The organism is Bacillus sp. D386, assembly GCF_006346415.1.
The window spans coordinates 321,261-347,426 of sequence record NZ_VEMV01000004.1 but is presented as its reverse complement, the minus strand read 5'-3'; the positions used below and the strand labels follow the sequence as shown (position 1 = coordinate 347,426).

General features: G+C 40.3%; 30 protein-coding genes. 2 read left to right on the top strand and 28 right to left on the bottom strand.

The genetic code is table 11. The features are described from left to right. Positions 1-134: 134 nt before the first annotated feature. From secA to FHY45_RS13640, 8 genes are all read right to left on the bottom strand, one after another. Complete coding sequence (gene secA, locus FHY45_RS13675; RefSeq protein WP_139892182.1) at positions 135-2,639, bottom strand: preprotein translocase subunit SecA; 2,505 nt, start codon at positions 2,637-2,639, stop codon at positions 135-137. 443 nt (positions 2,640-3,082) lie between these two features. Then, positions 3,083-3,631, bottom strand: a complete 549-nt coding sequence (gene hpf, locus FHY45_RS13670) for a ribosome hibernation-promoting factor, HPF/YfiA family (protein ID WP_066106072.1) — start codon at positions 3,629-3,631, stop codon at positions 3,083-3,085. Positions 3,632-3,810: 179 nt separating this feature from the next. Further along, positions 3,811-4,164, bottom strand: coding sequence for a flagellar protein FliT (gene fliT / locus FHY45_RS13665; RefSeq protein ID WP_139892181.1), 354 nt, complete (start codon positions 4,162-4,164; stop codon positions 3,811-3,813). 68 nt (positions 4,165-4,232) lie between these two features. After that, the gene (locus FHY45_RS13660; protein WP_066106067.1) at positions 4,233-4,670 is read right to left on the bottom strand and encodes a YaaR family protein; all 438 of its coding nucleotides are present in this window, start codon (positions 4,668-4,670) and stop codon (positions 4,233-4,235) included. A gap of 18 nt (positions 4,671-4,688) precedes the next feature. Next, the gene (locus FHY45_RS13655) at positions 4,689-5,513 is read right to left on the bottom strand and encodes a flagellin N-terminal helical domain-containing protein (protein WP_139892180.1); all 825 of its coding nucleotides are present in this window, start codon (positions 5,511-5,513) and stop codon (positions 4,689-4,691) included. Positions 5,514-5,533: 20 nt separating this feature from the next. After that, complete coding sequence (gene fliS, locus FHY45_RS13650) at positions 5,534-5,959, bottom strand: flagellar export chaperone FliS (protein WP_139892179.1); 426 nt, start codon at positions 5,957-5,959, stop codon at positions 5,534-5,536. Between the two features lie 42 nt (positions 5,960-6,001). After that, entirely contained in the window at positions 6,002-6,301 is a 300-nt protein-coding gene (locus tag FHY45_RS13645) for an EscU/YscU/HrcU family type III secretion system export apparatus switch protein (RefSeq protein ID WP_139892178.1), read from the bottom strand. Further along, positions 6,298-8,514: a hypothetical protein gene (locus FHY45_RS13640; protein WP_139892177.1), complete on the bottom strand. Its 2,217-nt coding sequence runs from the start codon at positions 8,512-8,514 to the stop codon at positions 6,298-6,300. The genes FHY45_RS13645 and FHY45_RS13640 overlap by 4 nt, the downstream gene beginning before the upstream one ends. A 236-nt stretch (positions 8,515-8,750) precedes the next feature. Here FHY45_RS13640 and FHY45_RS13635 point away from each other — a divergent pair, with 236 nt between their 5' ends. Continuing rightward, complete coding sequence (locus tag FHY45_RS13635) at positions 8,751-8,954, top strand: hypothetical protein (protein WP_139892176.1); 204 nt, start codon at positions 8,751-8,753, stop codon at positions 8,952-8,954. Between the two features lie 65 nt (positions 8,955-9,019). Here FHY45_RS13635 and fliS (FHY45_RS13630) read toward each other — a convergent pair whose 3' ends face one another. The 20 genes from fliS (FHY45_RS13630) to FHY45_RS13540 all read right to left on the bottom strand — a co-directional run bounded on the left by fliS (FHY45_RS13630) (position 9,020) and on the right by FHY45_RS13540 (position 25,202). After that, positions 9,020-9,421, bottom strand: coding sequence for a flagellar export chaperone FliS (fliS, locus tag FHY45_RS13630; RefSeq protein ID WP_139892175.1), 402 nt, complete (start codon positions 9,419-9,421; stop codon positions 9,020-9,022). 21 nt (positions 9,422-9,442) lie between these two features. Beyond that, positions 9,443-11,407 (bottom strand): flagellar filament capping protein FliD, encoded by a 1,965-nt coding sequence (gene fliD / locus FHY45_RS13625; RefSeq protein WP_139892174.1) that lies wholly within the window; start codon positions 11,405-11,407, stop codon positions 9,443-9,445. A 12-nt stretch (positions 11,408-11,419) separates the two neighbouring features. Then, entirely contained in the window at positions 11,420-11,782 is a 363-nt protein-coding gene (flaG, locus tag FHY45_RS13620; protein WP_139892173.1) for a flagellar protein FlaG, read from the bottom strand. Positions 11,783-12,011: 229 nt separating this feature from the next. Next, positions 12,012-12,845 carry a flagellin Hag gene (gene hag / locus FHY45_RS13615; RefSeq protein WP_139892172.1) on the bottom strand — a complete coding sequence of 278 codons (834 nt, stop codon included), beginning with the start codon at positions 12,843-12,845 and terminating at the stop codon, positions 12,012-12,014. Between the two features lie 201 nt (positions 12,846-13,046). Further along, complete coding sequence (locus tag FHY45_RS13610) at positions 13,047-13,211, bottom strand: carbon storage regulator (protein WP_066106037.1); 165 nt, start codon at positions 13,209-13,211, stop codon at positions 13,047-13,049. Positions 13,212-13,516: 305 nt separating this feature from the next. Beyond that, the gene (locus FHY45_RS13605) at positions 13,517-14,290 is read right to left on the bottom strand and encodes a flagellin N-terminal helical domain-containing protein (protein ID WP_139892171.1); all 774 of its coding nucleotides are present in this window, start codon (positions 14,288-14,290) and stop codon (positions 13,517-13,519) included. 124 nt (positions 14,291-14,414) lie between these two features. Then, complete coding sequence (csrA, locus tag FHY45_RS13600; protein WP_139892170.1) at positions 14,415-14,654, bottom strand: carbon storage regulator CsrA; 240 nt, start codon at positions 14,652-14,654, stop codon at positions 14,415-14,417. 3 nt (positions 14,655-14,657) lie between these two features. Next, positions 14,658-15,098 (bottom strand): flagellar assembly protein FliW, encoded by a 441-nt coding sequence (gene fliW / locus FHY45_RS13595; protein WP_139892169.1) that lies wholly within the window; start codon positions 15,096-15,098, stop codon positions 14,658-14,660. 139 nt (positions 15,099-15,237) lie between these two features. Beyond that, positions 15,238-15,369, bottom strand: a complete 132-nt coding sequence (locus FHY45_RS20980) for a hypothetical protein (protein ID WP_257469099.1) — start codon at positions 15,367-15,369, stop codon at positions 15,238-15,240. 79 nt (positions 15,370-15,448) lie between these two features. Next, positions 15,449-16,324 carry a flagellar hook-associated protein FlgL gene (flgL, locus tag FHY45_RS13590; RefSeq protein ID WP_139892168.1) on the bottom strand — a complete coding sequence of 292 codons (876 nt, stop codon included), beginning with the start codon at positions 16,322-16,324 and terminating at the stop codon, positions 15,449-15,451. A gap of 10 nt (positions 16,325-16,334) precedes the next feature. Further along, positions 16,335-17,939 (bottom strand): flagellar hook-associated protein FlgK, encoded by a 1,605-nt coding sequence (flgK, locus tag FHY45_RS13585; RefSeq protein ID WP_139892167.1) that lies wholly within the window; start codon positions 17,937-17,939, stop codon positions 16,335-16,337. Positions 17,940-17,960: 21 nt separating this feature from the next. Continuing rightward, positions 17,961-18,455 (bottom strand): flagellar protein FlgN, encoded by a 495-nt coding sequence (locus FHY45_RS13580; RefSeq protein WP_139892166.1) that lies wholly within the window; start codon positions 18,453-18,455, stop codon positions 17,961-17,963. Positions 18,456-18,515: 60 nt separating this feature from the next. Continuing rightward, positions 18,516-18,779, bottom strand: a complete 264-nt coding sequence (gene flgM / locus FHY45_RS13575) for a flagellar biosynthesis anti-sigma factor FlgM (RefSeq protein ID WP_066106018.1) — start codon at positions 18,777-18,779, stop codon at positions 18,516-18,518. Positions 18,780-19,002: 223 nt separating this feature from the next. Next, the gene (locus FHY45_RS13570) at positions 19,003-19,416 is read right to left on the bottom strand and encodes a TIGR03826 family flagellar region protein (protein ID WP_066106015.1); all 414 of its coding nucleotides are present in this window, start codon (positions 19,414-19,416) and stop codon (positions 19,003-19,005) included. 64 nt (positions 19,417-19,480) lie between these two features. Beyond that, entirely contained in the window at positions 19,481-20,173 is a 693-nt protein-coding gene (locus FHY45_RS13565) for a ComFC family protein (protein ID WP_066106012.1), read from the bottom strand. After that, positions 20,170-21,552: an ATP-dependent helicase ComFA gene (locus FHY45_RS13560; RefSeq protein WP_306821557.1), complete on the bottom strand. Its 1,383-nt coding sequence runs from the start codon at positions 21,550-21,552 to the stop codon at positions 20,170-20,172. Before FHY45_RS13560 ends, FHY45_RS13565 begins: the two co-directional genes overlap by 4 nt. 66 nt (positions 21,553-21,618) lie before the next feature. Beyond that, a complete protein-coding gene (locus FHY45_RS13555) occupies positions 21,619-22,467 on the bottom strand; it encodes a DegV family protein (RefSeq protein ID WP_139892165.1) in 849 nt (282 codons plus the stop codon). A gap of 113 nt (positions 22,468-22,580) precedes the next feature. Further along, positions 22,581-23,081 (bottom strand): GNAT family N-acetyltransferase, encoded by a 501-nt coding sequence (locus FHY45_RS13550; protein ID WP_077248102.1) that lies wholly within the window; start codon positions 23,079-23,081, stop codon positions 22,581-22,583. 161 nt (positions 23,082-23,242) lie between these two features. After that, the gene (locus FHY45_RS13545; RefSeq protein WP_066106006.1) at positions 23,243-23,929 is read right to left on the bottom strand and encodes a response regulator; all 687 of its coding nucleotides are present in this window, start codon (positions 23,927-23,929) and stop codon (positions 23,243-23,245) included. Positions 23,930-24,047: 118 nt separating this feature from the next. Further along, entirely contained in the window at positions 24,048-25,202 is a 1,155-nt protein-coding gene (locus FHY45_RS13540) for a sensor histidine kinase (protein WP_066106003.1), read from the bottom strand. Positions 25,203-25,502: 300 nt separating this feature from the next. Here FHY45_RS13540 and FHY45_RS13535 point away from each other — a divergent pair, with 300 nt between their 5' ends. Then, positions 25,503-26,135, top strand: coding sequence for a YigZ family protein (locus tag FHY45_RS13535; RefSeq protein WP_066106000.1), 633 nt, complete (start codon positions 25,503-25,505; stop codon positions 26,133-26,135). Positions 26,136-26,166: the final 31 nt, after the last annotated feature.

The following is a 26,166-nucleotide window of genomic DNA, read 5'->3' as shown; positions in this document are numbered from 1 at the left end:
ACAAAGCTTGTTACTCACAATTGAAATCTCCTTTTCAGGAAAAAGAGAGCCGGCCTATCCTTTAGCCGTCCCTCTTTATTTAACATATCTTATTATACGCGTCAACGTCGTTTAAAGATACTGACATGTCTTATTTATCTTCCATGGCAATTCTTATATTTCTTACCGCTTCCGCATGGACACGGAGCATTTCGCCCAACGGATTCTTCATTGCGTTTCGGTTTTTTCTTAACTGTCTCTCCTTCATCACCCTTCGGATTAACAGCTTGCCCTTTCACAACCTCTTCACGCTCGAGATTATTGCGGATCTCAGCTTTCATGATGTATTTAGCCACATCATCCTCAATCGCAGAAATCATGGCTTCGAACATCGCAAAACCTTCTTGCTGATATTCATTGAGCGGATTGATTTGAGCATAGGCACGTAAATGAATACCTTGTCTCAATTGTTCCATTGTATCAATGTGATCCATCCACTTGCTATCAACCGCACGCAATACAATTACCTTTTCAAACTCACGCATTTGCTCAGAAGAAAGCTCTTCTTCCTTCTCATTGTATTTTTCAATGATTTTGCCATAAATTAATTCAATTAATTCTTCCCCATCAAGCTCTTTTAATTCCTCAGCATTAAAAGTACCTTCAGGCAGAAGGTTGGCATAGACATAATCAAGCAATCCTTCAATATGCCACTCTTCGCTTTCCACATCAGGCGCAAAGGCATAGACATTGCGCTGCAGAGAGGAACGAATCATAGTCTCTACGATTTCACGCAGATTCTCACTTGATAGTACATCAAAACGCTGCTTATAAATAATCTCACGTTGTTGACGAAGTACATCATCATATTCAAGCAATTGTTTACGGGCATCATAGTTATTACCTTCAACTCGTTTTTGCGCAGATTCAACGGCTTTAGATACCATTTTACTTTGAATCGGTTGGTCATCCTCCATACCGAGACGGGACATCATGCTCTTAATATTGTCAGATCCAAAACGGCGCATCAATTCATCCTCTAATGAAAGATAGAATTGTGTAACACCAGGATCTCCCTGACGACCGGAACGTCCACGCAGCTGATTATCAATACGGCGGCTTTCATGACGCTCCGTACCGATAACCGCAAGACCGCCCACTTCCTTCACACCTTCACCAAGCTTGATATCTGTACCACGGCCCGCCATATTCGTAGCAATTGTTACGGCACCTGGCTGACCGGCATCAAGGATGATATTTCCTTCGCGTTCATGCTGCTTCGCATTCAGGACACTATGCGGAATTCCTTTTTTCTTCAATAATTCAGATACATATTCACTCGTTTCAATCGCCACTGTACCAACCAATACTGGCTGACCCTTCGCATGGCGTTCAGCGATATCCTCAACGACCGCTTTGAATTTCCCTTCCATAGAGGCAAAAATCAAGTCTGCACGGTCATCACGCACGATGTCGCGGTTCGTTGGAATCGCTATAACATTCATATTATAAATATTACGGAATTCCTCTTCCTCAGTCTTCGCTGTACCAGTCATACCAGCAAGCTTTTCATACATACGGAAGTAGTTTTGGAACGTAATCGTCGCAAGTGTCATGCTTTCATTCTGGATATCGAGGTTTTCTTTCGCTTCGATAGCCTGATGCAAGCCATCACTATAACGGCGACCTTTCATTAGACGTCCGGTAAATTGGTCAACGATGACAATCTCGCCATCCTGAACCACATAATCCACATCCAAATGCATGGAAACGTGCGCTTTTAACGCCTGGTTAATATGATGGTTCAAGGCAACATGGCTAATATCGAATAAGTTATCAATGCCGAATGCTTTTTCAGCACGGCTCATTCCTTCTTCAGTCAGCTGAACACCTTTTGTCTTTTCGTCGTATGTGTAATCTCTTTCTTTTGATAAAGTACGGACAAAGGCATTCGCCTGTATATAAAGCTGAGTTGATTTTTGAGCGGAACCAGAGATAATCAATGGCGTACGTGCTTCATCAATCAGGATGGAGTCAACCTCATCTATTACAGCATAATGAAGCGGACGCTGTACCATCTGTTCCTTATACAGCACCATATTGTCACGTAAATAATCAAACCCAAACTCGTTATTTGTACCATAGGTAATATCGGCATTATACGCTTCCTGTTTCTCTTCACGGCTCATTCCAGTAAGATTCAAGCCGACTGAAAGCCCAAGGAAGTTAAATAATTGCCCCATTTCAGTGGCGTCACGGCTTGCTAAGTATTCATTGACTGTAATGACATGAACACCTTTACCAGTAATCGCATTTAAGTAAACAGGCATAGTGGAGGTCAATGTTTTACCTTCCCCTGTTTTCATCTCAGAAATATTACCTTCATGAAGGGCGATACCCCCCATTAATTGAACCTGGAAAGGATACATGCCAAGGACACGGCGTGATGCTTCTCTGACTACTGCAAATGCCTCAGGCAGTATATCATCGAGTTTCTCTCCACCCGCGTAACGTTCTTGAAATTCCGTTGTTTTAGCAGACAGTTCTTCATCAGACAAAGCTTCCATGGCAGATGCCAAAGCTTCTATTTTATTTGCAGCCTTATTCAGGCGTTTAAGCTCAGATTTATTAGGGTCAAACAATTTATTCAAAATCCCCATTAAGCAGTCTCTCCTCTTATCTGTACAGGGTTCATTAGCCCTAGAATGATATAGATTAATAATCGTTCATATTTTTAAATTTCACATTAATAGTAACACTTACAAATGGACAAAACAACAGAAGGAGTGTGTACACACATGATATTTTTGGGTTATTTTACCTCAAAATATACTTAAGTTCATAACTGAGCTTTGAAATTTTGATAGAGAAATTGCATGAAGGGCTTAAATATTGAAGAGAGGTTTCCTCATAAATGGTTAGGCTGATTTCTAATTATAATAGAATTGATACACAAACATAGTAGACTAGGTGCCTCCATAGATGAGGTTTCAATAAGTTCAAGTTTTGATTGAACGAGATGGATTTATGCCCATTTTCTGATCACGATCATTCAATGAAAAAGCAGCCCCCTTACAGGAGCTGCCCATTATCAAGTATAAAATTAGCTTTGTGCTTCAATTAAGCCGTATTTGCCATCTTTACGTTTGTAAACGATGTGAGTGCCGTCAGTTTCTGCATCAGTATAGATGAAGAAATTGTGTCCTAGCATGTCCATTTGAAGAATTGCTTCTTCGCTGTCCATTGGTTTAAGATCAAAGCGTTTCACACGCACAACTTCTAATTTATCATCCTCTTCTTGCTCAACACCGACTTCTCCAGCTGGAAAAGTGAATAACTCTTTACCGCTTTCACGAGAACGACGGTTAACTTTTGTTTTATATTTACGAATTTGTCTTTCCAATTTATCGTTAATTAAATCGATACCTGCATACATATCTGTATTTGTTTCCTCTGCACGTAGCACTAGGTTAGGTAGCGGAATAGTGATTTCAACTTTTGTTGTTTTATCATTGTACACCTTCAGATTGACATGTACGTTTGCATCAGGTGTTTCTGTAAAGTATCTTTCCAATTTTCCGATTTTTTTCTCTACATATTCTCTGATTGCTGGAGTTACCTCAATGTTTTCACCACGAATGTTATAATTCATAAGTGAGTCCTCCTTTTCTACTCTATAACTATAATATTCTCTAATCCCTTTTAAAAATCCTGCCTATATCGACAATTTGTTTAAGTTTAAATATTCAGGATTTTCAAGGAATTCATATATAGTATACCCTATTCAACAACAAAAAAGCACTACTTCTCATGATAATTCATTTGAGGTAATCATTTCCTCTTATCGTAATAAACTCCATCTGTCAAAATCGCCTCATAGGGGTTGGCATATTTTTGATTATGCTGCCTTTGCTCCCGTACCATTTTAAGGTTCCGAGCCACTTCCATTCTCCGTTTGGCCATTGCTTTCGCCAGTTCTTCATTCAGCTTCACACATAACTCGCCAAGCTTTTTTTCCTCGTCAGTAAAAGGAGGCTGTATATCTTTTTGCAGACTTTCCCGAATACGAATGATTTCATCCAGCCTAGAAATAGCGATCTCGCGGTCTTTTTCCCAGCTCAAATCACTTAATACCTCTATCGCTTCCCTTGTTACCTGAAAATATTCCCGCAGTGCACTCATCATAAACCGAGCTCCTCTGTCTCTCATTTAAAAAAGCCCTGACTTCGGTAAAAGCCAAGGCCAAACCCCCATTACGTATAAATATTAATGAGCATTCCTTGGATTTCGCCAATCATGCCTAATAAATGTATACGTTTATCTTCCTTATCAAGGACAGCATTTGTGAGGTCAACCAGCTTTTTATCCACTTCTTTTACAAGCTTATACACCTTTGCTGATCCACGATGATTAAAACCGCGATGCTCCTCTAATTGCAGCCCATTTTTTACGGCATCATCTAAAAATTCTTTCACAAGCTTCTTATATTTTCGCAAATGATCAACCGACTGAGTTTCACCGAGCCTCTTGCCCTGCTCCTCAATCTCCTGCATTTTCCGTGTCAATCGCTCAAGAGTCAAATCATTGCGCCTGGTTCCCATAACCTCTTTAAAGGCAATCGAATCCTTGGCTACCTCTTCCTTAGAACTGACCTTTTGCAAACCAGTCCTGCCTACTCGTTGTACCTCCATGAGATCACCTCAACTTTGTTACTTCAATAATTGTAGCACACCCTGTGGAAGTTGGTTGGCTTGTGCCAACATGGCCTGTGCTGCCTGATTTAAAATGGTATTCTTTGTGAACTCAGTCATCTCAAGAGCCATATCTACATCACGAATCCGTGATTCTGCAGAGGTTACGTTTTCACTCATTGTTTGTAAATTCGTAATCGTATGCTCCAGACGATTCTGCATCGCACCTAAGTTGGAACGCTCAGCAGAAACGGCCGCGATCGCTGCATCAATTTTTGAAAGAGCAGCATTCGCAGCCTCTGCTGTTTTCACATTTAATGGTGCAGCTGCGGTTCCTAATCCGAGTTCTTCAGCATTCATTTTATTTATCGTTAACTCAATCGTTTGGCCTGCATTAGCGCCTATTTGAAAACTAAATTCAGATTGGCTTCCATCTAATAGCTTCGCACTATTAAACTCAGTCGTTTCACTAACACGATCAATTTCTGCTGTAAGCTGATTATACTCTTCCTGGATGGCTTCACGATCTTCATTCGTATACGTCCCATTCGCGCTTTGAACCGTTAACTCTCTCATACGCTGCAGCATTTCATGGACAGATGACAAGGAGCCTTCTGCTGTTTGAATGAGAGAAACTCCATCAAGGGCATTTCGTTCCGCCATATTTAGACCGCGAATTTGTGAACGCATTTTCTCTGAAATAGCTAGTCCCGCTGCATCATCCGAAGCTTTATTAATACGAAGCCCAGATGATAGCTTTTCTAAGCTTTTATTTGTATTGGTTGTATTAGTTGATAGATTACGATAGGCATTCAAGGCAGATATATTATGATTAATTTTCATGGAAATGCTCCCTCATTCTATTAGAATTTTTTCCTCATCACGTTATTTTCATAGGCCGATACCATCTTAATTAACGAATCAGCCTTTGCATTATTTTTCAGTTGCATGGCATCATTCCAGGCAGTGGATAGGGTCTCAACGATTTTGATCAGAAATGAAATGCTATCCGTATTCTTAGTTAGATTTACCCGGATCAGCTCATCAGCCAGGAAATTATAGAGGGTGTCCAAATTCTCCGTAATTGGGCCTGCTTCATACCGAAGTCCCACACCAAGTCGATGAACGATATCACTGGCCCTTTGCAGGCTTTTATTAGCCTGGAATAAATTAGGCTCGTCTATTTGATCAATTGCTTCATATAAATTGGTTAATAGTCCTTCATACAGCAATGCCGTTAATTCCTGAGATGATTTTTGCACAATAAGTTCCTCTGTTAAAAATTCCATTCACAAAAACCTCCATGTCCTCTTATTTTATATATCGACGGGCTAGTTATATTGTTTATCGAGCTCTTCTAATAAAAGGAGGATTTCAGCAATCACTGCATAAAGCTGCGGAGGAATCGAATCTCCAAGGTCAATGTCCAAAAGATGGCTGACCAATGACTCATCCTCCTGCAGGTGAATATCATTTTTCTTAGCTGTTTCAATAATCCTTCTGGCTACTTCCCCAGTTCCCTGAGCGACTAACTGCGGGGCCTCTCCATTTTGTTCATCGTACCTGATGACGGCAGCGGTCGGTCCATTCATCTTTTTACGGTTCATTTGATTGAAATATTGCTGTCTCATATCGTTATGTCATACCCCTTTTTCGTAAAGGCTGTTTGGACTGTTGGACTTGCCTCTCGTTCTGAGCTCTTCGTTTCCACGGTCATCGGTTTAAATTGAACCGAGCCAATCGAATAACCAATTTCCTTGAACCGATCAAGCGATGAATCCGATATCCGAGTCATTGATTGCTGTAAATCTTCCTTATCACTTTTAAAGGTTAGGAACAAATTTCGATTGGTTGCCGTCAGCGAAATCCCAATCTCACCAAGCCGCTTGGTCTCCATCACAAAGTAAAGGCTGCAGTTCTCCCAATCAATTTGATCCTTATCAGATTGAGAGTTTACAAATACTTTCACATTCTCAACTTCCTTATGAAGTAAAAGCGGAAGCTGCATGGCCAGATTCTGCATACCGGATGAGTCAGGCTTAGCTAGAAGCTGCTGACCGGTTAGATTTTGAACAGCCTGTTCCACCTGCTGAGCCAGCTTCGGATTAAGCTGGTCAGATTGCAAGATCGAAAGCAGAGAGGATTTTACAGTTTGCGGCATTTCAGGCTGTTTTCCATTCAAAAAAGATTTCGCCACCTCATGTTCATTCATCATCCCAAGTTTCCGAATCAACTCCAGCACATTACGTCCAGACTGCTCTGGCTTTGCACCTTGAGTAAATACATCTTCACCAACATTACTCGTCATGCCTGCCACAAAATGCTTAACTTTAACATCAGACGGTTTAAACAAAAGACCTTCTACAGATGCTTTAACTTCCTTCACAATCTGATTCGCCTCAAGGAACTTTCCACTCATAAGCAAATTCTTTGCTTCCTGCAATCTGCTGCTAGACTGCAGGAGCTTCTTCTCCGTCGACATATCGGTATAAAGCATGAATTCACCCTTTAAAATAGCTTGATCCAGCTGCTTAATGGTAGATTCCAGAACCTGCTTAACCTGGGGCTGTTTTTGCTCCATCATTTGGATAGACTGATCCAAATTTCTCGTAATCTCTCTTTTTATATGTATAAAATCGATCGTAAGCTGGGATAGCTTTTTACTAATTTCAGTAACGATCACATCTTTTGATGAGAGATTTAGCCCCTGGATGATCTGATTGATTGCATTCTGCTCAGATTCGGTTAATGAGTTGGCCGGTTTTACATCCATTAATTTTGGGTTTTCCTCCTGCATGATTGATAATGCCGTCATCAGTTCTTTGCGCGCTGACAATTCTCTACCCTTGGACACAAGCTCTGTTGCCTTTTCAACCACTCCTGTCAGACGTTCAATACCTTCAAATAGATTCGCAGAGTCACCACTCAGAAATTCCGTTGCTTTTGCAAATACCATCGCCATGGAAGAATCCTTTTGAACACTTTTCATCAAATCCATTACTTCCTTGCCATGAACAGAAACCTCCATATTCACTGGAGTGACTGCTACCTTGCTTTTATCAATGAGGGAAAGAATTTGAAGTAAAGCTTCTTTACCAGCCTGCAGAGATTTTAAGATGGCACTCTTTTCAGCTTGAGAAAGATCTGGTGAATCCTTTATAAATTTCATCACCTGTTCAGTGATTTTGGCAGAATCCTGTTGGTGTATGATGGCTGATTTTAAATCGCGGATTGTAGTTATCGGCAGATGAATAGATGGTGTAGAAATCCTCGAAATCTCCGGAAGCTCTTTTCCAATCTCACTGACCATCTTCCCAATCGATTCACCATGCAAGGCAGAGTGAATTGCTTTCAACTGTGGCATGCGTACCTCTAACTGACGTTCCGCCAAAGCCGTAATGGTAGCTAATTTTTGCTCCACTGTCCCTGCCTCTGTATTCATAAAGCGCTGAATCGTCTGTAAGCTATCTTTAGAAAGTGGATACCCTTTTTCCTGCAAAATTTGCACAGCTTGACGGAAGTCTTTATTAGATGCATCAACACCGGCCGCTTTCAGAATCTCTTCAACCTTGGTAGGAGCCTGGCCTTCTGCTGCGGGCTGACTTGTTGAAAGAGTTTTAACCGTTAATTGGTCATTGTTAATTGCTGTAATCTCAACTTGAGCCTTGTTCTGTGCCGGCACTCCATTTTCAAACGTCATGCTCATCTCTTTCCCTTTTAAAGAAACAACAGCTGTATTAACGGATACCCGTTCCTTAATGGTTACAGACTGGATCTGTCCAACTGAATATTGATTGCTTTTTCCGTTTAAGCTTTGCCCCGAATGGATTGCTTGAATCTGCATTGCGTTCACTCTCCGTCCAAATTCCTTATTCTTTTTATCGGTAAATTGCCTACAAATATTAGTTTGTGATAAAGAAATAGACACAATTTCCTAGTTTGCCTAAGCACTAATATTCGTTAAAAAGAACAAAAATTTCTTAATATACAACAAAACGCTTGCTATGACAGAAATAATCGGCAATAATGGGTATAAATAACACATAAGGGTTTTTAATCAAAATGGAAGAAGGATGAGAAATGAAAAGGGGTAAAAGTATCCATATACTGAATGGCTTACTAGTTGTATTAATCATATTTAACATCTATTCTTTCATAACTGGAAGATTACAAGGATTGAACTTAGCCATTCTTGGATCTGTGCAAATTCTCATGATTGGTATTATTAATAGTGTGCATCATATGTGGATCACTCATATAGAAGATCAAGATATAGTCGAGTAATATAGAAAGAAAAGGGCCGAAAGATGAACAATCTACTTCATCTTTCGGCCCTTCTTTAAATAGAATCAGGCTTGTCCGCCTGTGGAATATTGCTTTTGTCGATTAAGTTGAATAGCCTGCTTCCATGTATCACGAAACTCTAAAACTAACTCCTCCGCCTCATCCAACATAGCAGGATTATTTTTTGTATTCGCCTCTATCAACCGACTGTTGATATAATCATACATCGCCATCATATTTTGTGAGATCTCCATATCCATATTTAAAGTGATTCGTAATTCACTAATGATATTTTGCGCCTTTAGAAGATTCTCATGTCTGGCCTGGATTTGTTTCGACTCCATCGCAACTCGTGCAGCTTTAATAAATTTCAGGCATCCATTATACAGCATAAGCGTTAATTCTCCCGGTGAAGCAGTGGTAACAGTATTCGTTTGATAAGCCTGATACGGATTTTGTATTGCCATTTATACGTACACTCCTTTTTATTAACCAGTCGCAAACATCGATGATAAATATCCTGATTGGCTGTTTGCCTGTTGAATTGCTTTTTCCATCGCAGTGAATTGTTTATAGTAGCGATTCTCTACCTGGACTAGCCTGTCCTCAAATCGACTAATACGATCATCAATATTGGTTAAATCTCTTCCCATCGTAAACGTAGCATTGGTCGACAATGAGGTTCCCGCTCTTGCCTTCAGCTGGTCAGTAGCTGCAGATATATTTTTCTGCAGCTTTGATAGAATCCCATCCTCCGAAGCAAATAAAGCTTCTACACTTTCAGGATCATCCTCTAAAGCCTGTTTTAATTTGGTTTCATTGATTTCGAGTTTACCGCCTGCCATGTAATCAGAGGTTGTCGTGATTCCGATGCTGCTTAAGGATGAATACATACCTGTTGATGTATTAACCGAGCTATAAAAGCTCCCCCGCATGGAATCTAAAGCTCCATTTAAAATAGAATCATTGCGCAGCATTCCTGTCTTCGCAATATTTTCCCATTTCTCAACCTCTTTTTCACTCAAGCTATCACGTTCATCATCTGTTAAAGGTAAATAGTTTCGGTTACGTTCCTCGCTGACCTTACTTTGGATTGTTGCAATTAATTCATTGTATTTATCTACAAAGCCCTTTATGTTGTCGTACACTTTAGTAGTATCATTGTTAATTCCAACCGTAACCGCTTCAGTAAATTCACTCTTAAGCGTGAATGTGACACCATTCATAGTGAATGTGTTACTTGCCCGCTGAGTCTCTAAACCATTAATTTTTAATAACGCATTGGAACCTGCTTTGTAATCAGCTGAAGTCAATTGAAGGGCTTGAGCTAATGATGAATTATCTATTTGAATATCCTTCAAATCTGTGGAAAAGGTACCTGTTTCTTTTCTTGTCATAGATATTTTGTCTGTAAATGAATCATAGAACATGTTTAATCCAAGCTTTGATGAATTCACTTTACTGATTACGTTATCCAGAGATTGATCAGAAGTAATGAAGAATGTTTCACTCATCTCTCCACTTGAGGTTGTAGTCTTCATGTTCATGGCAGTATATTTTTTCGTATACTCAGCCTCTATTTCTATATCCTCACTTGCAGCAGTTTTAAGATCAACCTTACCTGTTTTGAAATTTACCGTACCAGATATAGTACCAACACTAAAGTCTCCATTTTCGTCAACCGTAACAGATTTACCCCCAACTTTCAGGGTCATAGACCCTTCATTAATGGCTACTTTAGAAAGTTGAAAGCTTGTGGCATCTTTAGCTATAGAGATTTTTTCTACCTTTTTATTGGTTACATAGTTTACTTCGATGGCTGACCCTGATGCAGGAATATTATTTTCGAATGTAATAGTTCCTTTATCAATCGTATAATTTTTAACGTCATTACCCTTGGCATCCTTTGAATATTGCTCCAACACTTTTCCTGCCACTTTAATTTGAACTTGATCATTTTGAATAGCTACAGTGTCAGGTAATTTAAGATCAATGGGTGACCCGTTGGCTGTAAACTTTTGTGTTTCGACCACACCTGTTTTCCATTCGATAGCTGAAGAAAAGTTGCCCAACATGGATTCTAGGGATTTACTGGAATCCATTTTTGGATTTTTACCAGACAATTCTATAGTTGTAAGAGAAGCAGCTTTCGCTAGTTTAACATCGGATAATTGATAACTGGTTGCGCTCGCGCCAGATGTTGCGGTGGCTGTAACCGCTGCATCATTTGTACTGCTTGTCGTTCTGGAACGATAGGAAGAACTCAGCTTCATATTCAATACATCTTGGCGAAAATTCGTTAACAGTGTATTGATAGAACGGTAATCATCACGTTTCCACTCAAGTGTCTGTTTATTTTGCTTTAATTTATCTAAAGGGATTCTTTCAGCCTGCATCAGCTGTTTAACCATCGTATCGGTATCTATACCACTAGCTAAACCGGAAATACGCATTTTTTCACATCCTTAAACTTTTCTGTCTACAAACAAAGCCATGTTCTCTACCATAGCTGCATACATATCAAGCATCTTCTTTGGAGGAATTTCACGTAGCACATTGCCTGTTACATCATCAACCACGGTTACATAATATTCATTTAGATCCTCGTGAAGCTCGAATTTTAAAGACGCATGCATCGGACCTATAAATTTATTCATAGCTTCCGTCGTTTCTGTAAGCTTCTCTTTCATTTGTACATCTGTCATAGGTGACTGTTCTTGTTGAGGAATAACGTTCTGAACCATAGCCTGCTCTTTTATAGGAACAGAACTTTTAGTAAAAGACTGTGGAGCCAAATGACCAATATCAGCCGAAATACCATTCACCATCTCGCACCTCCAACTATTCAGTTCACTGTTATTAGGTATATCGGTAGGATGGGGGAGATTTTAAGGAAGGAAGGGATAATTAAATGAAGATAAAAATGCGAATCTCTTAGAGCATTCAATTTTGAAGATTATGTCGCAGTTGATTCGTTCATGAAGGCTTACCATACACTCTTTACTTTAAATTAAAAAATCCGGCTTTCCATTAGGAAAAACCGAATTTTCATTATAATTAACGAAGAAGTTGAAGAACTCCTTGTGGTTGTTGGTTAGCTTGAGCCAACATTGCTTGCGCTGCTTGAGAAAGGATAGAATTTTTAGTTTGTTCCATCATTTCTTTCGCCATATCTACGTCACGGATACGAGATTCCGCAGCTGTTAGGTTTTCAGACGCTGTTCCTAAATTATTAATTGTGTGCTCTAGGCGATTTTGATTCGCTCCAAGGTTAGAACGTGCTGCAGAAACTTTTGAGATTGCTGCATCTACCAATGCGATATCTGTATCAAAAGAAGTACCATCTGCTACTATAGTTTTAACAGTTAATGCTGTAGAATCATACCCCGCTTTAGCATCTTTTGTTCCAGAATTAATAGCTATAGTATGTTGTTGCCCTTTATTTGCTCCAATTTGTAAATTTGCAGAATAATTACCATCTAATAATTTTTTTCCGTTAAATTGTGTGCGTTCTGCAATACCGTCTAACTCATCATTTAGTTGTCCAATTTCATCTTGAATAGCTTTAAGATCATCCGCTTCAAGAGTCCCAGCATTTCCTGATTGAACAACTAATTCACGCTGACGTTGTAAAATAGAATGCGTTTCATTAAGCGCTCCCTCAGCAGTTTGAATTAATGAAATACCATCTTGTGAGTTTTTAGCCGCTTGGTCTAAACCACGAACTTGACTGCGCATTTTTTCAGAGATTGAAAGGCCTGCTGCATCATCACCAGCTTTATTAATACGTTGTCCAGAAGCCAATTTCTCCATTGATCCTGCTTGTGCATTTGTAGCCGCACCCAATTGACGGTGTGTGTTTAACGCTGTGATATTGTGATTGATAATCATTTAATTTTCCTCCTTGGAATGTGTAGGTGGACTTCCTTTTCCACCTGTTAGATTTTAAATTTATATATTAATGGAAACTGGCCCGTTGCCTAGGATGGGGGTTTCCAGTAATAACGAGATAAAAAAAAGACGAGCGGTTCTGAAACTGGGATGCTTCCTGCATCGTAGTTTAGTACCGCTCGTCCATGAGCAAATAGGTATCTATTTGTTTTGTTGGTTATCTAATAGTTCCCCACGCGTAATTTTTACGTGTTTGGGGGCATCAATAGCTAAGCGAAGGTGTCCATCTTCACTTTTAACGACCTTTACAGTGATGTCATCACCAATTTTTATAAATTCACCAGGTCTTCTACCAAGTACTAGCATAGTTGTGGTCCTCCTCCTTGAGAAAAGTGATCAGTTTGTAAGACCCCCATAGAGAACATTACCCTCCTTATGCTTTAGTACACATAAAAAAAGTAAACATCCCCTATCTCACATTCGCGTCCTGCGAAGATTCAATAAGAAATATTTACTCGTCCTGAGTATTCAGTATGAAATTTTTTCGGGCTGTTTCTCTTACATAATCTATATCGGAAATTTATTTTAACATTTAATAGTTTTAATATAAAATTTTAACATTTTTATATAAAAAAAATCGAAACCCATAGAGGATTCCGATTTCTATAAAATTAACGCAGCAATTGAAGCACATTTTGCGGTGTTTGGTTAGCCTGCGCAAGCATCGCTTGAGAAGCTTGAGAAAGAATGGAGTTTTTCGTTTGCTCCATGATTTCTTTTGCCATGTCAACATCACGAATACGAGATTCAGAAGCAGTTAAGTTTTCATTTGTTGTATTCAAGTTATTAATCGTATGCTCTAGACGGTTTTGCTGAGAACCGTAAGTAGCACGTTGCAGGTTGATTTCACCAATAGCTGTATCAATATCCGCTACTGTACTTGTAGATGTTAAACCTTTTGTTGAATCTAATGTCGCAGCTGCAATAGTCAATTTAACCGCTGCATCTTCTGTTACCGTAATATCAACTTCAGATGCGAATACATTTTTACCATTGAATTCTGTTGTATTGATAATGTTATTGATTTCTGTTCCCAAAGCTGCCATTTCTAGGTCAATATTCGCCACGTCATCCGTATTGTAAGTTCCGTTTTCCTTTTGTACAGCCAACTCTTTCAAACGAAGAGCCATTGCAGAAACTTCAGTTAAAGCGCCTTCTGCTGTTTGCAGGTATGAGATCCCATCCTGACTGTTACGGGATGCTTGATCTAAGCCGCGTAATTGACTGCGCATTTTTTCGGAAACGGATAGACCAGCAGCATCGTCTCCGGCACGGTTAATACGTAGACCTGAAGATAATTTCTCCATGTTTTTAGCTTGGGCATTGTTAGCAACACTCAATTGGCGGTGCGTGTTTAAAGCTGCGATATTGTGATTAATAATCATAATAAAAAATCCTCCCTGATTTAACGGATCACGTCCATGTGGTCCTTTTTATGTACAAGAGTTGAAAAGCGGCCGTCTTTCCTTCTCTTGTACACTATTTGTATCGGGTGATTTCAATCGCTCTCTATGAGTCTTTCGTCCTATTTTTAGAGTTATTAATCAAATCTCCAATATTAACCGTAATCTCCGCTGCTTCAACATTTTCATGCTGGATTTCCTCAAATAGTTCCTTTCGATAGACGTCGACTTGTTTTGGGGCTTTGATGCCAAGCTTTACCTGATCGCCCTGTACAGAAACAACTGTAATTTCAATATCGGAACCTACTAATATGGATTCATCTTTTTTCCTCGATAGAATAAGCATACTTTACTCCCCCTTGCTTTCTACTTTTGGAAATAAAGGTGTTCTGGTTTGATAGTTTGTTTGATTCAAAATGATTTGTTTCCCTTTACCCTTCTTCGTATCAATAATAAGCGGAGCCTGAAGATTAATCGTCGACTCTTCGAAAGGATCCCTTGCCGTCACAATCGAAAACACCGTAATATGTTCCTCTGTTACTCCTAATGATTCCACAATTTCATCATCTAATTTAAATTCATAATCGGGGTACGTTAAGAACGGACTTGTAACCACAAATGCTAGATTCGGTGTCTTCACAGACTGAAGTACAAAGAAGGATTGATCATCTGTTAATAAAAGAAGCACAAATTTCTGTTCGTTCGGAAAACCGGGAATACCTTCATCAAAGGTAATGATATCTTTTTCTTCGATTACTTGCTCACCATGATATTTTGTTGTCAGCTTCACGTTAGCTTCACCCCTATATATTCATTTCGAATGGATTTTGATTGGCTATAAAAAATTCGAGAGATTGATATTGTTTCATATAATAGTTTATACTGCCTGGAATAATTAATCGTTGGCTGATGGGTTTGTACCTGAATATTCACCTTCTGAGGCTGTATATCTGTTCGATCGATACATCTGCAATCTGTTGTTCAATCGATTGATTAATAGGTTTGATTTGGTAGCCGAGCTGCACTGATGTTGAGTTCATTTGCAATTGGGCAATAGGCATGTATAGTCTCTCCTCCTCTTCACATACAAAAAGAGTTGACCCAATTGGTCAATGGGCGACCAGAGTCAACTCTCCTTTTTTATCGTAAGAAATCAACCAGGCTTGGCTGAATGATGCTCGCTCCCATTTGTAAAGCAGCTCTGTGCACACTTTCCTGCGTAATAAAATCCGTATAGACCTTTTCCATGTCTACATCTTCATTTTCACTCAGTACCTTTTTCGCCAATACCTCCTGGTTATCTATTCTGGATTCCAATAGCTCCAGGCGATTATAGCGGGCGCCAAGGTCGGAGCGTTCAGCTGAAAAGGTAGTGACCAAACCATCGAATTTCTGGAGTAAAGAATCAAGATCCATATCATCCTTTGATAACTCTCTCTCAATCTCTCCAATTGTATTAAATAATTCCTGACTGAATAGCTGAGAAGGATCTGCATTTGCCTTCAATTGAATTCCTCTTGATACTTCCACCAGATAAGGATCATTCTCTGAATTGACCACGACTCCATTTGCATCGGAGGTAACAGGCGCTGTATTCACACTCGTTCCATTAAAAATATAACGGCCGGCAACCTGCGTATTCGCTACGGATACTAAGTCCTCTTTCAGCTGAGCGATTTCCTTTGCAATGGCTTCCCGGTCGGTGGTTTCGTTTGTATCATTGTTTGCCTGAATCATCAATTCACGGATACGTTGAAAACTTTTGTTACCCTGATCCATTGAAGCCTCTGAGTTGTCCATCCAAAGATAAACTTCCGATAAATTGCGCTTATATTGCTCTACTTCATTCAGGCTTGTCCGATAATACATCCCCTTTTGGGCAATCACTGGATCATCGGAGGCCTTTGTAATCTTTTTACCTGTTGATAGCTGTTCAAGATACTGCGCCATCGATCCATAGCTCTTATTGATATTCCGCAAAGAATTGGCTGCAACCATACTTTGTGTGACTCTCATATCTATTCACCTACCTGCCACCGACGCCAAGGCCGTTGATTATTTTATCGAGACATTCATCTATCATCGTAATCATTCGTGCTGATGCATTATATGCCTGCTGAAACTGAACCATATTGGTCATTTCTTCATCCAATGAAACTGCACTGACGGAAGAACGTCGGTCGCTGACATTTTGCAGCAAAGTCGCACTGTTCACAGATAATCGGTCAGCCTGTTCCGTTTTAACCGCCAATGTTCCGATAACACTTTGCAGGTAAGCGCCTAAACTTTCTTTTTCAGCAGCTGGAGAAGAGTCAGCTAATGCATCCTTATAATTGAACTTTTCATAAAAGACATCCGCAAGCTTCAATAGATTGCTTGCATCACCATCATTAGGAGTAGCAACGGACGCATTAGCAATATAATCGTAGCTTTCTTTTATTTCATCGGATATTCGAATGCGGCTGGCAAAGCCCTTGACGTTCTGAGGATCAGCATTATACTCATCAGTAAAAAACAGAATATCTTCATTAAAATCTTCTATCTTCGCAGCTGGATCACTCTCGAGAGCTGTTTTCCAGGCTGCAAGCTCCTTCGCACTTAGACCATCCTTATGAACCTTATTAAACTCTGTCGCAAAGGTATAAGCCATATGATCAAGTTCTTTAATCATATCCGGCAAATCCCCTGCCAGTTTTCCTTCTGTATTTGTATATCCGTATGTTTGCAAAAGGGACAGCAGCATGCCCTCAGAAATAAAGGTAGCAGTAGGTACTGCATTCCCACCAATTGAAATGGTATCCACCGCACCATCCTCCCCATTAAACATTAAAGCAATAGGATTAACTGTAGTAGAATCAACCAAAGTCAACGGTTCAGCCGTGCCGTTATTTAGCTTTATTACAGCCGATCCCATTGCCTGCGCCTGTGAATTACCGCCGTTTTTCACATAATCGACCTTTATATTCATCATGGAGGATAGTTCATCAATCAACAAATCACGGGAATCGTATAAATCATTCGGCAAATAGCCATGCGGTTCAATCGCTGCAATTTGTTTATTAAGCTGGTCGATGCTTCCCAGCATGCTATTGGCCTTTTCAACCGTCACATTCAATTCATTCTTCAAATCGGAGCGGACCATATTTAGGGAGCTGTTCAGGTAGGTAAACGTATCAGCCAGTGCAATTCCTCGCTCACGTACAACAGCTTTACCACCTGAGTTGACAGAATTGGTGGCCAAGTCCTGTATGGATTGCCAAAATGAATCAATGGAATCACTAAGCCCTGTTCCCTTAAGCTCGTCCATGACATCCTCTATTTTGCTTAACCCTTCCGCTCTCCCCGTCCAATATCCTAGCTTCGTGCTTTCGCTTCTATATTGAACATCCAAAAAGCTTTCACGAACCCGCTGAATGGAGCCCGCTTTAACACCGGTACCCATTTGACCAGGAATTTGTTCGCGGTTCATACCCGGGTTTGGGTAAGCCGTTTCCGCTGCCATGTTAACCCGTTGGCGTGAATATCCGAGTGTATTGGCATTGGCAACGTTTTGGCCCACTACATATAAAGCTGCCTGCTGAGTCGTCAGTCCGCGCCTGGCTGTTTCTAACCCATGAAAGGTTGATGTCATAAATGCTCCCCCTGTTTCTTTTTAGGCCTTCGAATAAAATAGCGATTTACTTGGTTTTCTTGCACCCTCTGGATCCTGTGGCCTGTCGTATGTATAGCTCTCATTCTCTGGTAACATAAGATTTAAATTCAGATTCACAAATTGAAGAGATTGATAGATTAACTGCTGATTTAATTCATTCCGCTCTTTTAAACTGATAATCTCTTCTCGCAATTCAACGCCCAGGCTGGTAAGTTCTGTTCGCACGTTTTCCGAAGCATATTGAATACATTCTGATAAGAGTGCGGTTCCATTCTGCACGCCCTTTTCTCTAAGAAAGGCATGTACATCACTCTGCCGCACATTCTCAAGCCGTTCAATCGCAACGACTAGCTTCCTCTCCTGAACAAGCAGACTGCTTAACGACTTTAACTCTTCTGCTTTAATGGCCTCTGTTTTTTCCTGAGCCATTTTGTTCAATTCTCTGTGCAGATCGACCAGCTGCTGAAGGGTTTGAATGATAGATTGAGCTGACATTAATTAGTTCACCCCATATAAAAAAAGAAAGCCAGTACAAACCTTATACTGGCTTCAGGTTTAGTTTTTTGAGTAAAAATCCAATACGCCTTTTGCTGTTTCATTGACATTCACTTGATAGGTGCCGTTCTCTATCTGCTTTTTAATTTCGTCTATTTTAGCCTGACGCTCAACCTCTACACTCGATAGCTGTTGCAATTCTTTCGCTTTACTGGAAATTTCCACTTTATCGGCAAGCTGAGAAGGCTTCATGGAGGTATCGGCTTTATTAACTGCCTTTTGGTACGGATTTACGCCATATTGATTAAGATGATTAATTTTCATTTCGCGTTCCTCACTTTCCCTTCCGTCACACTAGCTTCCAAGGTCTATGTTGATCTTTTAATCTGAGTCATATTATGTCTCAGGCAGATCATCAAGAAGACCTTCTTGCTTATCTACTGTTAGTATCGACATCAAGGGTAATTTGTTTACTGTCTGTGATGAAAATTATGACATACAAAAAAGCAATATTCAAAAAGGACTTAACAGGTCTAAATGCTTATTTTTAGTGCGTTTTTCGGTAATAGGTCATTTGGCGCTCACGTTCCTCTATCTCTTTATAGAGTACCTCATCCCGTTCATGCCTCACAAGGTCTGCCTGAAGATCATCCCTGCAGTCTGCACAAAAGCGGCCCTCGCGAATGAGGGAACCGCAATGCTCACAGGCATAGCCCAAATTAGGGTTGGATGTAATACGCAGCTTTCCACTCCTGATAAATCTCATTAATAAAGATTCATCTACACTAGTTGCCTTCACCACCTGAACAATCGTTGCCGTGCGGTTCTCTCGCTTACGGATATAATGGTATACATCATTATAAATGGCCTCTTCTTTTTTATAGCAGCTCTCACATACATCTCTGAATTGATTTTTCACGAATAGAGCCTGGCAAGTCGGACAGTTGGTCAATTCATTCATATTCTTTACCTCCTCAGGAAATGCTCTTAGATTACTTATCGGATATTCTCTTCAAAGATAAAGATTATCGTGCAATCGTCAAAGAAATGATCCTTTTTGCCCCCGCCTCCTTTAAAAGCGCACCAGCATGCCTCAAGGTGGTGCCTGTCGTATAAATATCATCCAGTATAAGAATCGTTTTGTCCTGAAAATCTGAGGCTTTAGGATGGATACGAAAGACCTGTTCAGTGTGGATACGATCATACCGACTCTTCTTAGACTGTTTTTCACCATGTACACGAACTAACCCATTTTCCAAGACCATTCCAGCCATCATACCGATTGCTTCAGCCTGATTAAACCCACGCTCGTTCAGGCGCTCGTCACTCAGCGGAATCGGAATGACAAAATGAGCCTTCGGCGCTTTTTTACGCAGTTCGGCAGCAAATATACGTGCCAATTCATAATCACCCCGATATTTAAATCGGGCAATCACATCCTTCATAAACGGATTATAGGTATATAAGGAGACATTATAATCAAGTGCTTGACCAAACATGGGATCCACCAGCCATTCTTCACAATCCGGACATTTGTCTCCCGTCTGAAGCGGTTTACAGCAAATCACACACGTATTCCCCTGAATCGAAATAAGCCTGGAGCGACAGGCCAGACAGAGCAAATCAGCCTCCTCTAAAAAGAAGATATTCGCCCAGCCTGCACTCTCACGAATAGGGCTGTGACAATATAGACAAAGTGATGATTGGAAAATCTTCAATCCAGCAGCCCCCTTTTGACAGCTTCTCTATTCATTTGGTTGATTTGCTGAATCGCATCAAGCATGGCATTAGTTTTTCCATAATGAAAATATACACAATCACCGCGAGGATGGTCCTTACTTCTTCCAATCCGTCCTGCAATTTGGACGAGTGCTGACTCGGTAAAGATTTCATCCTCAGCCCCAATCACCGCTACATTCAATTTAGGAATCGTAACGCCTCTTTCCAATATCGTGGTTGTCAGTAAGCCCTGAATCTCACCTCTGCGCAGCTTCATTATTTTATCTTTACGTTCCGAATCCTCTGCATGGACAGAAAGAATTTCAGGAGCATAGCCTTGAAAGAGAGGAAGGGCTTTTTCCATTAATGCGATATTCGGGAAAAAAATAAGAAAGGGGTTCTTACATTCGATAGCAGTTTTGAGCCAATACAAGAGAGGATTGGGGAGTTTATTTTTCTGAATGGATGATTGCCAGTTTCCAACCCATTTCATAGTGGGGACAGGAATAGGGTGTCTGTGAAAACGGGCAGGGAGGAGAATTCCATTTCTTATACCCTGTTGAAATTCGAGCTGCCACTGTTTTGAAGGCGTTGCCGTCAAATAAATAACAGCAGCATCTTTCTTACACGCCTTTTGAACCGCATATTGGAGATGAGGATCAAAGGAATAAGGGAACGCATCTACTTCATCAATAATCATCACTTCGAAGGCATCGGCATAACGCATTAGCTGGTGAGTGGTCGATAAGACAAATGGAGCAAAAAGCTGTTTTTCTTGACTGTCACCATATAGGGCTACGATTGGAATATCTGGAAATACCCTGCGCAGCCTTGGAGCAAGCTCAAGGATAACATCTGTACGAGGAGTCGCCAGGCAAACCCTTTTGCCTGAGAAAAGAGCTTCTTCTATACCGGCAAAGATCATCTCTGTCTTCCCGGCTCCGCATACTGCCCAAATGAGTAAATCCATTTGATTTCGGACAGCTTCCATGATTTTTTCTGAAGCCTCCTTTTGGGAGAAGGAAAGTGAACCATCCCAACGAAGCCGGGCTAACTCAGGACTCCAGCGAGGCATTTCCCCCTTCCATCCAAAAAGAGTAGAGCAGGAGCTGATTCGGCCCATCATAATACAATGGCGGCAATACAGACAGTTTTCACCACACGCACTGTGGGGGAATGTTGCAAACAAACGGGAATCCGTATTGCCGCAGCGTCTGCATATACCATTCTCAATCCCTCTCACAGAATAAATTTGTTCATTTAAATCCAATTGTTCCTTTAATTCATTTGGAATTTCAGTTATGAGGAGTTCTTTACCAATGAGGAGCTGTTGCAGAGATATAGGTGAGGATCCTGTTGAGTGTCTGGATGCTTTCACGTTCAAATTGAAAACCTCCTTTTAAATAAAAAGGGGCGGCCAAACAGCCAAGCCCCATATTACTAGTTAATTATATCGTTTTGTCCAGCCAAGTCCCGTTGCTCCCTGGCCTAAGTGAGTACTAATAACTGCGCCAAAATAGCTTAGTCTAAATTCCGCTTCAGGGAATTTCTCTTTTAGCTCATTTAACATTTCAGTCGCTTCCTCTTCAATATTGCCATGGATTAAAACAGCCTGAAGAGGCTCACCTTTTTTATATTCCTGCTCAAAAAGCTCGACTATACGTTTTAATGCCTTTTTCTTCGTACGGATTTTTTCAAAAGGGACAATCACTTTGTTTTCAAAATGCAGGATTGGCTTCACTTGAAGCAAGCTGCCAATTAGAGCTGCAGCGCCATTTAAGCGGCCGCCCCTTTGCAGGTTGGATAGATCGTCTACCATGAAGTAAGCATTAGATGATTCGCGGAGTTCATGCAAGCGTGCGATGATTTCATCAGGATGTTTGCCTTCCTTCGCCATTTTGGCTGCTTCGAGTACAAATAATCCCTGAATCATGCAAGTGATCTCGGAGTCAAAAGCATAAACCTTAATGTCATCTACCATTTCTCCAGCTGTAATAGCACCTTGATAGGTACCGCTAATTCCACTCGATAAATGGATACTGATCACAGCATCATAGTGCTTCGCAAGCTCTTCATATTTTTCAACGAATTTTCCGGTTGCTGGCTGTGAGGTCGTTGGAAGCATATCCAAACGCTCGACCATTTCATAAAAGTCAGAAGCAGTTATTTCATTCTCCTCCTGATACACTTCATCTCCAAACACTACACTTAGCGGAATCATATGTATATCATATTGCGTTCGCAGGTCTTTTGGTATATAAGCTGTACTATCTGTAACTATTGCAGTTCTCATTATTGAAAACCATCCTTATTATTGAGATTTTCCTTATTATCTTCTCCATTTTAAATCATAATCAGTCTGTTTGCATTACATTGGTTAAAATGGTAATTTTTAAACTTTTCAATCTATATTTTTTTACCCAAAATCAGCAAATCTCTTTGCACTCCATCTAATTCTGCTACACTAGGCAAATGAGCCCATTCTTCAAATCCAAATTGCTTAAATAGACGTATGCTTGGCTCATTATGGGCAAAAATAAATCCCAGCAATGTATGAATCCTGAGGATGGGAGCATTCTTAATTGCATAGTCTAAAAATTTTGCTCCTATTCCTTTTTTTCGATAAGCCGGGTCAATATAGATACTGATTTCAGCAGTAGCTTGATAAGCAGGTCGTCCATAGAAATCCTGAAAACTGAGCCACCCTATAATCATACCATCATTTTCCATAACCCATAAAGGCCTTTTCTCAGAGGTATGATTCAAAAACCACTCCAAGCGACTTCCTACATCCACCATTTCCGTGTCAGCTGTCACCATTCTGCTCTGAATAGTAGAATTATAAATTTCAACGATGCGTGCTAAATCCTTCTCTTTAGCATCTCTAATTGTATACGGTTGATTCACAATATCTCCTCTCCTACCCTAATCTTTATTAAAAACTTTAACAAAATATGAAAAATGTATATACACTATTGAAAAAATTATATATAAACTGACAGTTTGACAGAATCCATCCCGATTAAAAAAGCACCAACCAATTGGTCGGCGCTTAAATCTATCATCTATTATAATCTAACTTCAACCCAGCCGTTTTTAATCGCATATACAACCGCCTGAGTACGATCATTTACATTCATCTTTTGAAGGATATTACTTACATGATTTTTAACGGTCTTCTCGCTGATAAATAAAGTCTCACCGATTCCTCTATTACTTTTGCCATCAGCCAATAATTGAAGGACCTCGCACTCACGTCTTGTCAGCAAATGCAATGGACGGCGAATCTCGACATTCATGACATTATCGCCATTTGCTGCTTCATCCGTTGCCAATCTTCTGTAATCACGTACTAGATTATGAGTAACCTTCGGATGCAGGTAGGAACCACCATCTGCAACGACTTTAACAGCGTCAATCAAGGCATCCGCATCCATTTCCTTTAATAAATAGCCGCGGGCACCTGTTTTTAAAGCATGGGTTACGTAATTTTCATCGTCATGAATTGAAAGCATAATTACTCTGGAATCCGGAAATTTCTCAATCAACTGGCCTGTTGCCTCAACCCCGTTGACGTTTGGCATATTGATATCCATGATGATAACATCCGGATGATATGTATCAACAATTGAAATCGCCTCGCTGCCATCGTCCCCCTCAGCGATTACCGAGAAAGAAGATTCGAAATCGAGAATCCGTTTAACCCCTTCGCGAAATAATTGATGATCATCTATGATTGCAATTGTAGTTGTCATTATCTCTCATCCCCCATCTTTTTACAGTAAGTAGTCATTATCCTAATTATATTCTTGACTACTAGTAAACTCCAAACATTTACAATAAATATAACTAAAAAACTATTTTATAAAAAAATTACACAATTATTGATGCCTTTAATGGAATCTGAATATAGACAAGCGTACCTCCACCCACACTTGATTGAATGGTCATTTCTCCTTCAAGTGTCTCAACACGCTCATTCATTCCCATGATTCCAAAGGAACCTTCCTTTTGTTTATGCGGCTCAAATCCACGGCCATTATCCCGTACAGTCAATGTCCCTTTATCATTCAAAAGTTCCAGTTTAACCTGAATCAGGCTGGCATTCGCATGTTTGATTGCATTTTGGACTGCTTCCTGGGCAAGCCTGAATAACGCAACTTCATAATTCGGCTCAAGTCTTTTTTCCTGTCCATAAATCTGAAATTTAAAATCAATCTCTGAATTGTATTCACCAATGGTTTGCAAATACTTACGCAGAGTCGGGATAAGCCCAAGATCATCCAAGGCCATAGGCCGCAGGTCATAGATAATTCGCCTAACCTCAGCCAGCGCACTCCGAACCATCTGCTTCAGAGATTTTATTTCCAGCAACGCTTCCTCAGGACCGCGTTCCCTGAATATCCGCTCCGTTAAATCTGAACGGACCATCACATTGGCAAGCATTTGTGCAGGACCGTCATGAATTTCACGAGAAAGCTTTTTGCGCTCGGCTTCCTGGGCCTCAATGATTTTAAAGCCAAAGTCCTGTTTCTGTTTATACATATCGAGAACCTCAGACACGTCCTGCAGGTCACTTGTTAAATAATGCAGAACAACCGTGATTTGCGAAACGAGATTCTCAGCTCTATCAATAGTTTCCTTTAGATTAATGAGCCTTCTTTCAAGGTCATCTCGACGTTTACGGAGCTGTTTTTCCAGCTCTCTGTTCATGGTCAGGTCAACCTGATACGTATGTGCCTGTTCATAGGCTGCCCTCACTTGTACCTCCGTAAATTCCTTGAAACGGGAGGAAACATCTGATAAGCATTTACGGGATTCACGCGCCTTTTGATCAAGCTCATCCCCATCAGCAATGACCTTCAGTACCATTGTTTTAACAGATTCTAATTCAGAAGAAAGTTGAGCAAATTCATGCTGACAGTGTTCCCCTATTTCATATATTTCTCCCTTACTATTGTCCACGGTACTGATCATATGATTAAGGATGTTATCGAGTGCCTTTCCATCCAGCTTAGGTACCCGCATAATCTTACCTCCTGTTTGACGCAAAAGAATCCTCCGCTTCTTCTGTACCAATTCATATAAAATAGTTCGGTCTTCACGAATTTCCTTTGTGGGTGTTTTTAGAAATTATTGGGTAAATAAGTTAATATACCAGTGAAATACTACATAATAGTTAAATTATAGCACGATTACCAGTATTTTTTTACTTTTTACTATTTCACATCTCCATCACAGCATATTACTCTTCTGTAATAAAGATGTCGTACGAACCGAATAATAAAGTATACTAGAAGGGATATAAAGAGAAAGGCGGCAGTTTAAATGCTGAATTCATATAAAACAGTAAAGGGATATGGCGAATCTGAACAAATCATCCAAAAGTCACGCTTTATTGCCTATGTGAATCGCGTGGAATCAGAGGAAGAAGCCATACAATTTATTCAATCAATCAAGAAAAAGCACTGGGATGCGACCCATAATTGTTCAGCCTATATGATCGGTGAAAATGACCTCATCCAAAAAGCCAATGATGATGGTGAACCTAGCGGCACAGCCGGTGTCCCTATTCTCGAAGTCATTAAGAAAAAGGGCTTGAAGGACACTGCGGTGGTTGTGACACGCTATTTCGGAGGAATTAAACTTGGGGCTGGCGGATTAATCCGCGCATACGGCGGAGCAGCTTCTGAAGGAATTAACGCAACCGGTGTGGTGGAAAGAAGATTAATGCGCATCATGAAATCCACGTTCGATTATACACTTCTCGGGAAAATTGAAAATGAACTTCGAAATTCGCACTATTCCATTAAAGAAATTCATTATCTGGACCGAGTCATGATTGAATCCTACGCAGAGGAAGACGCAAAGGAAGCCTTCATAGACTGGATGACGGATTTATCAAATGGACAGGCATCCATAGAAGAAGGCGAAATGCTATACCTCGAGCATGACCTCTAATTCTAAAAGAACTCAATTCCCCCTTCTTTGT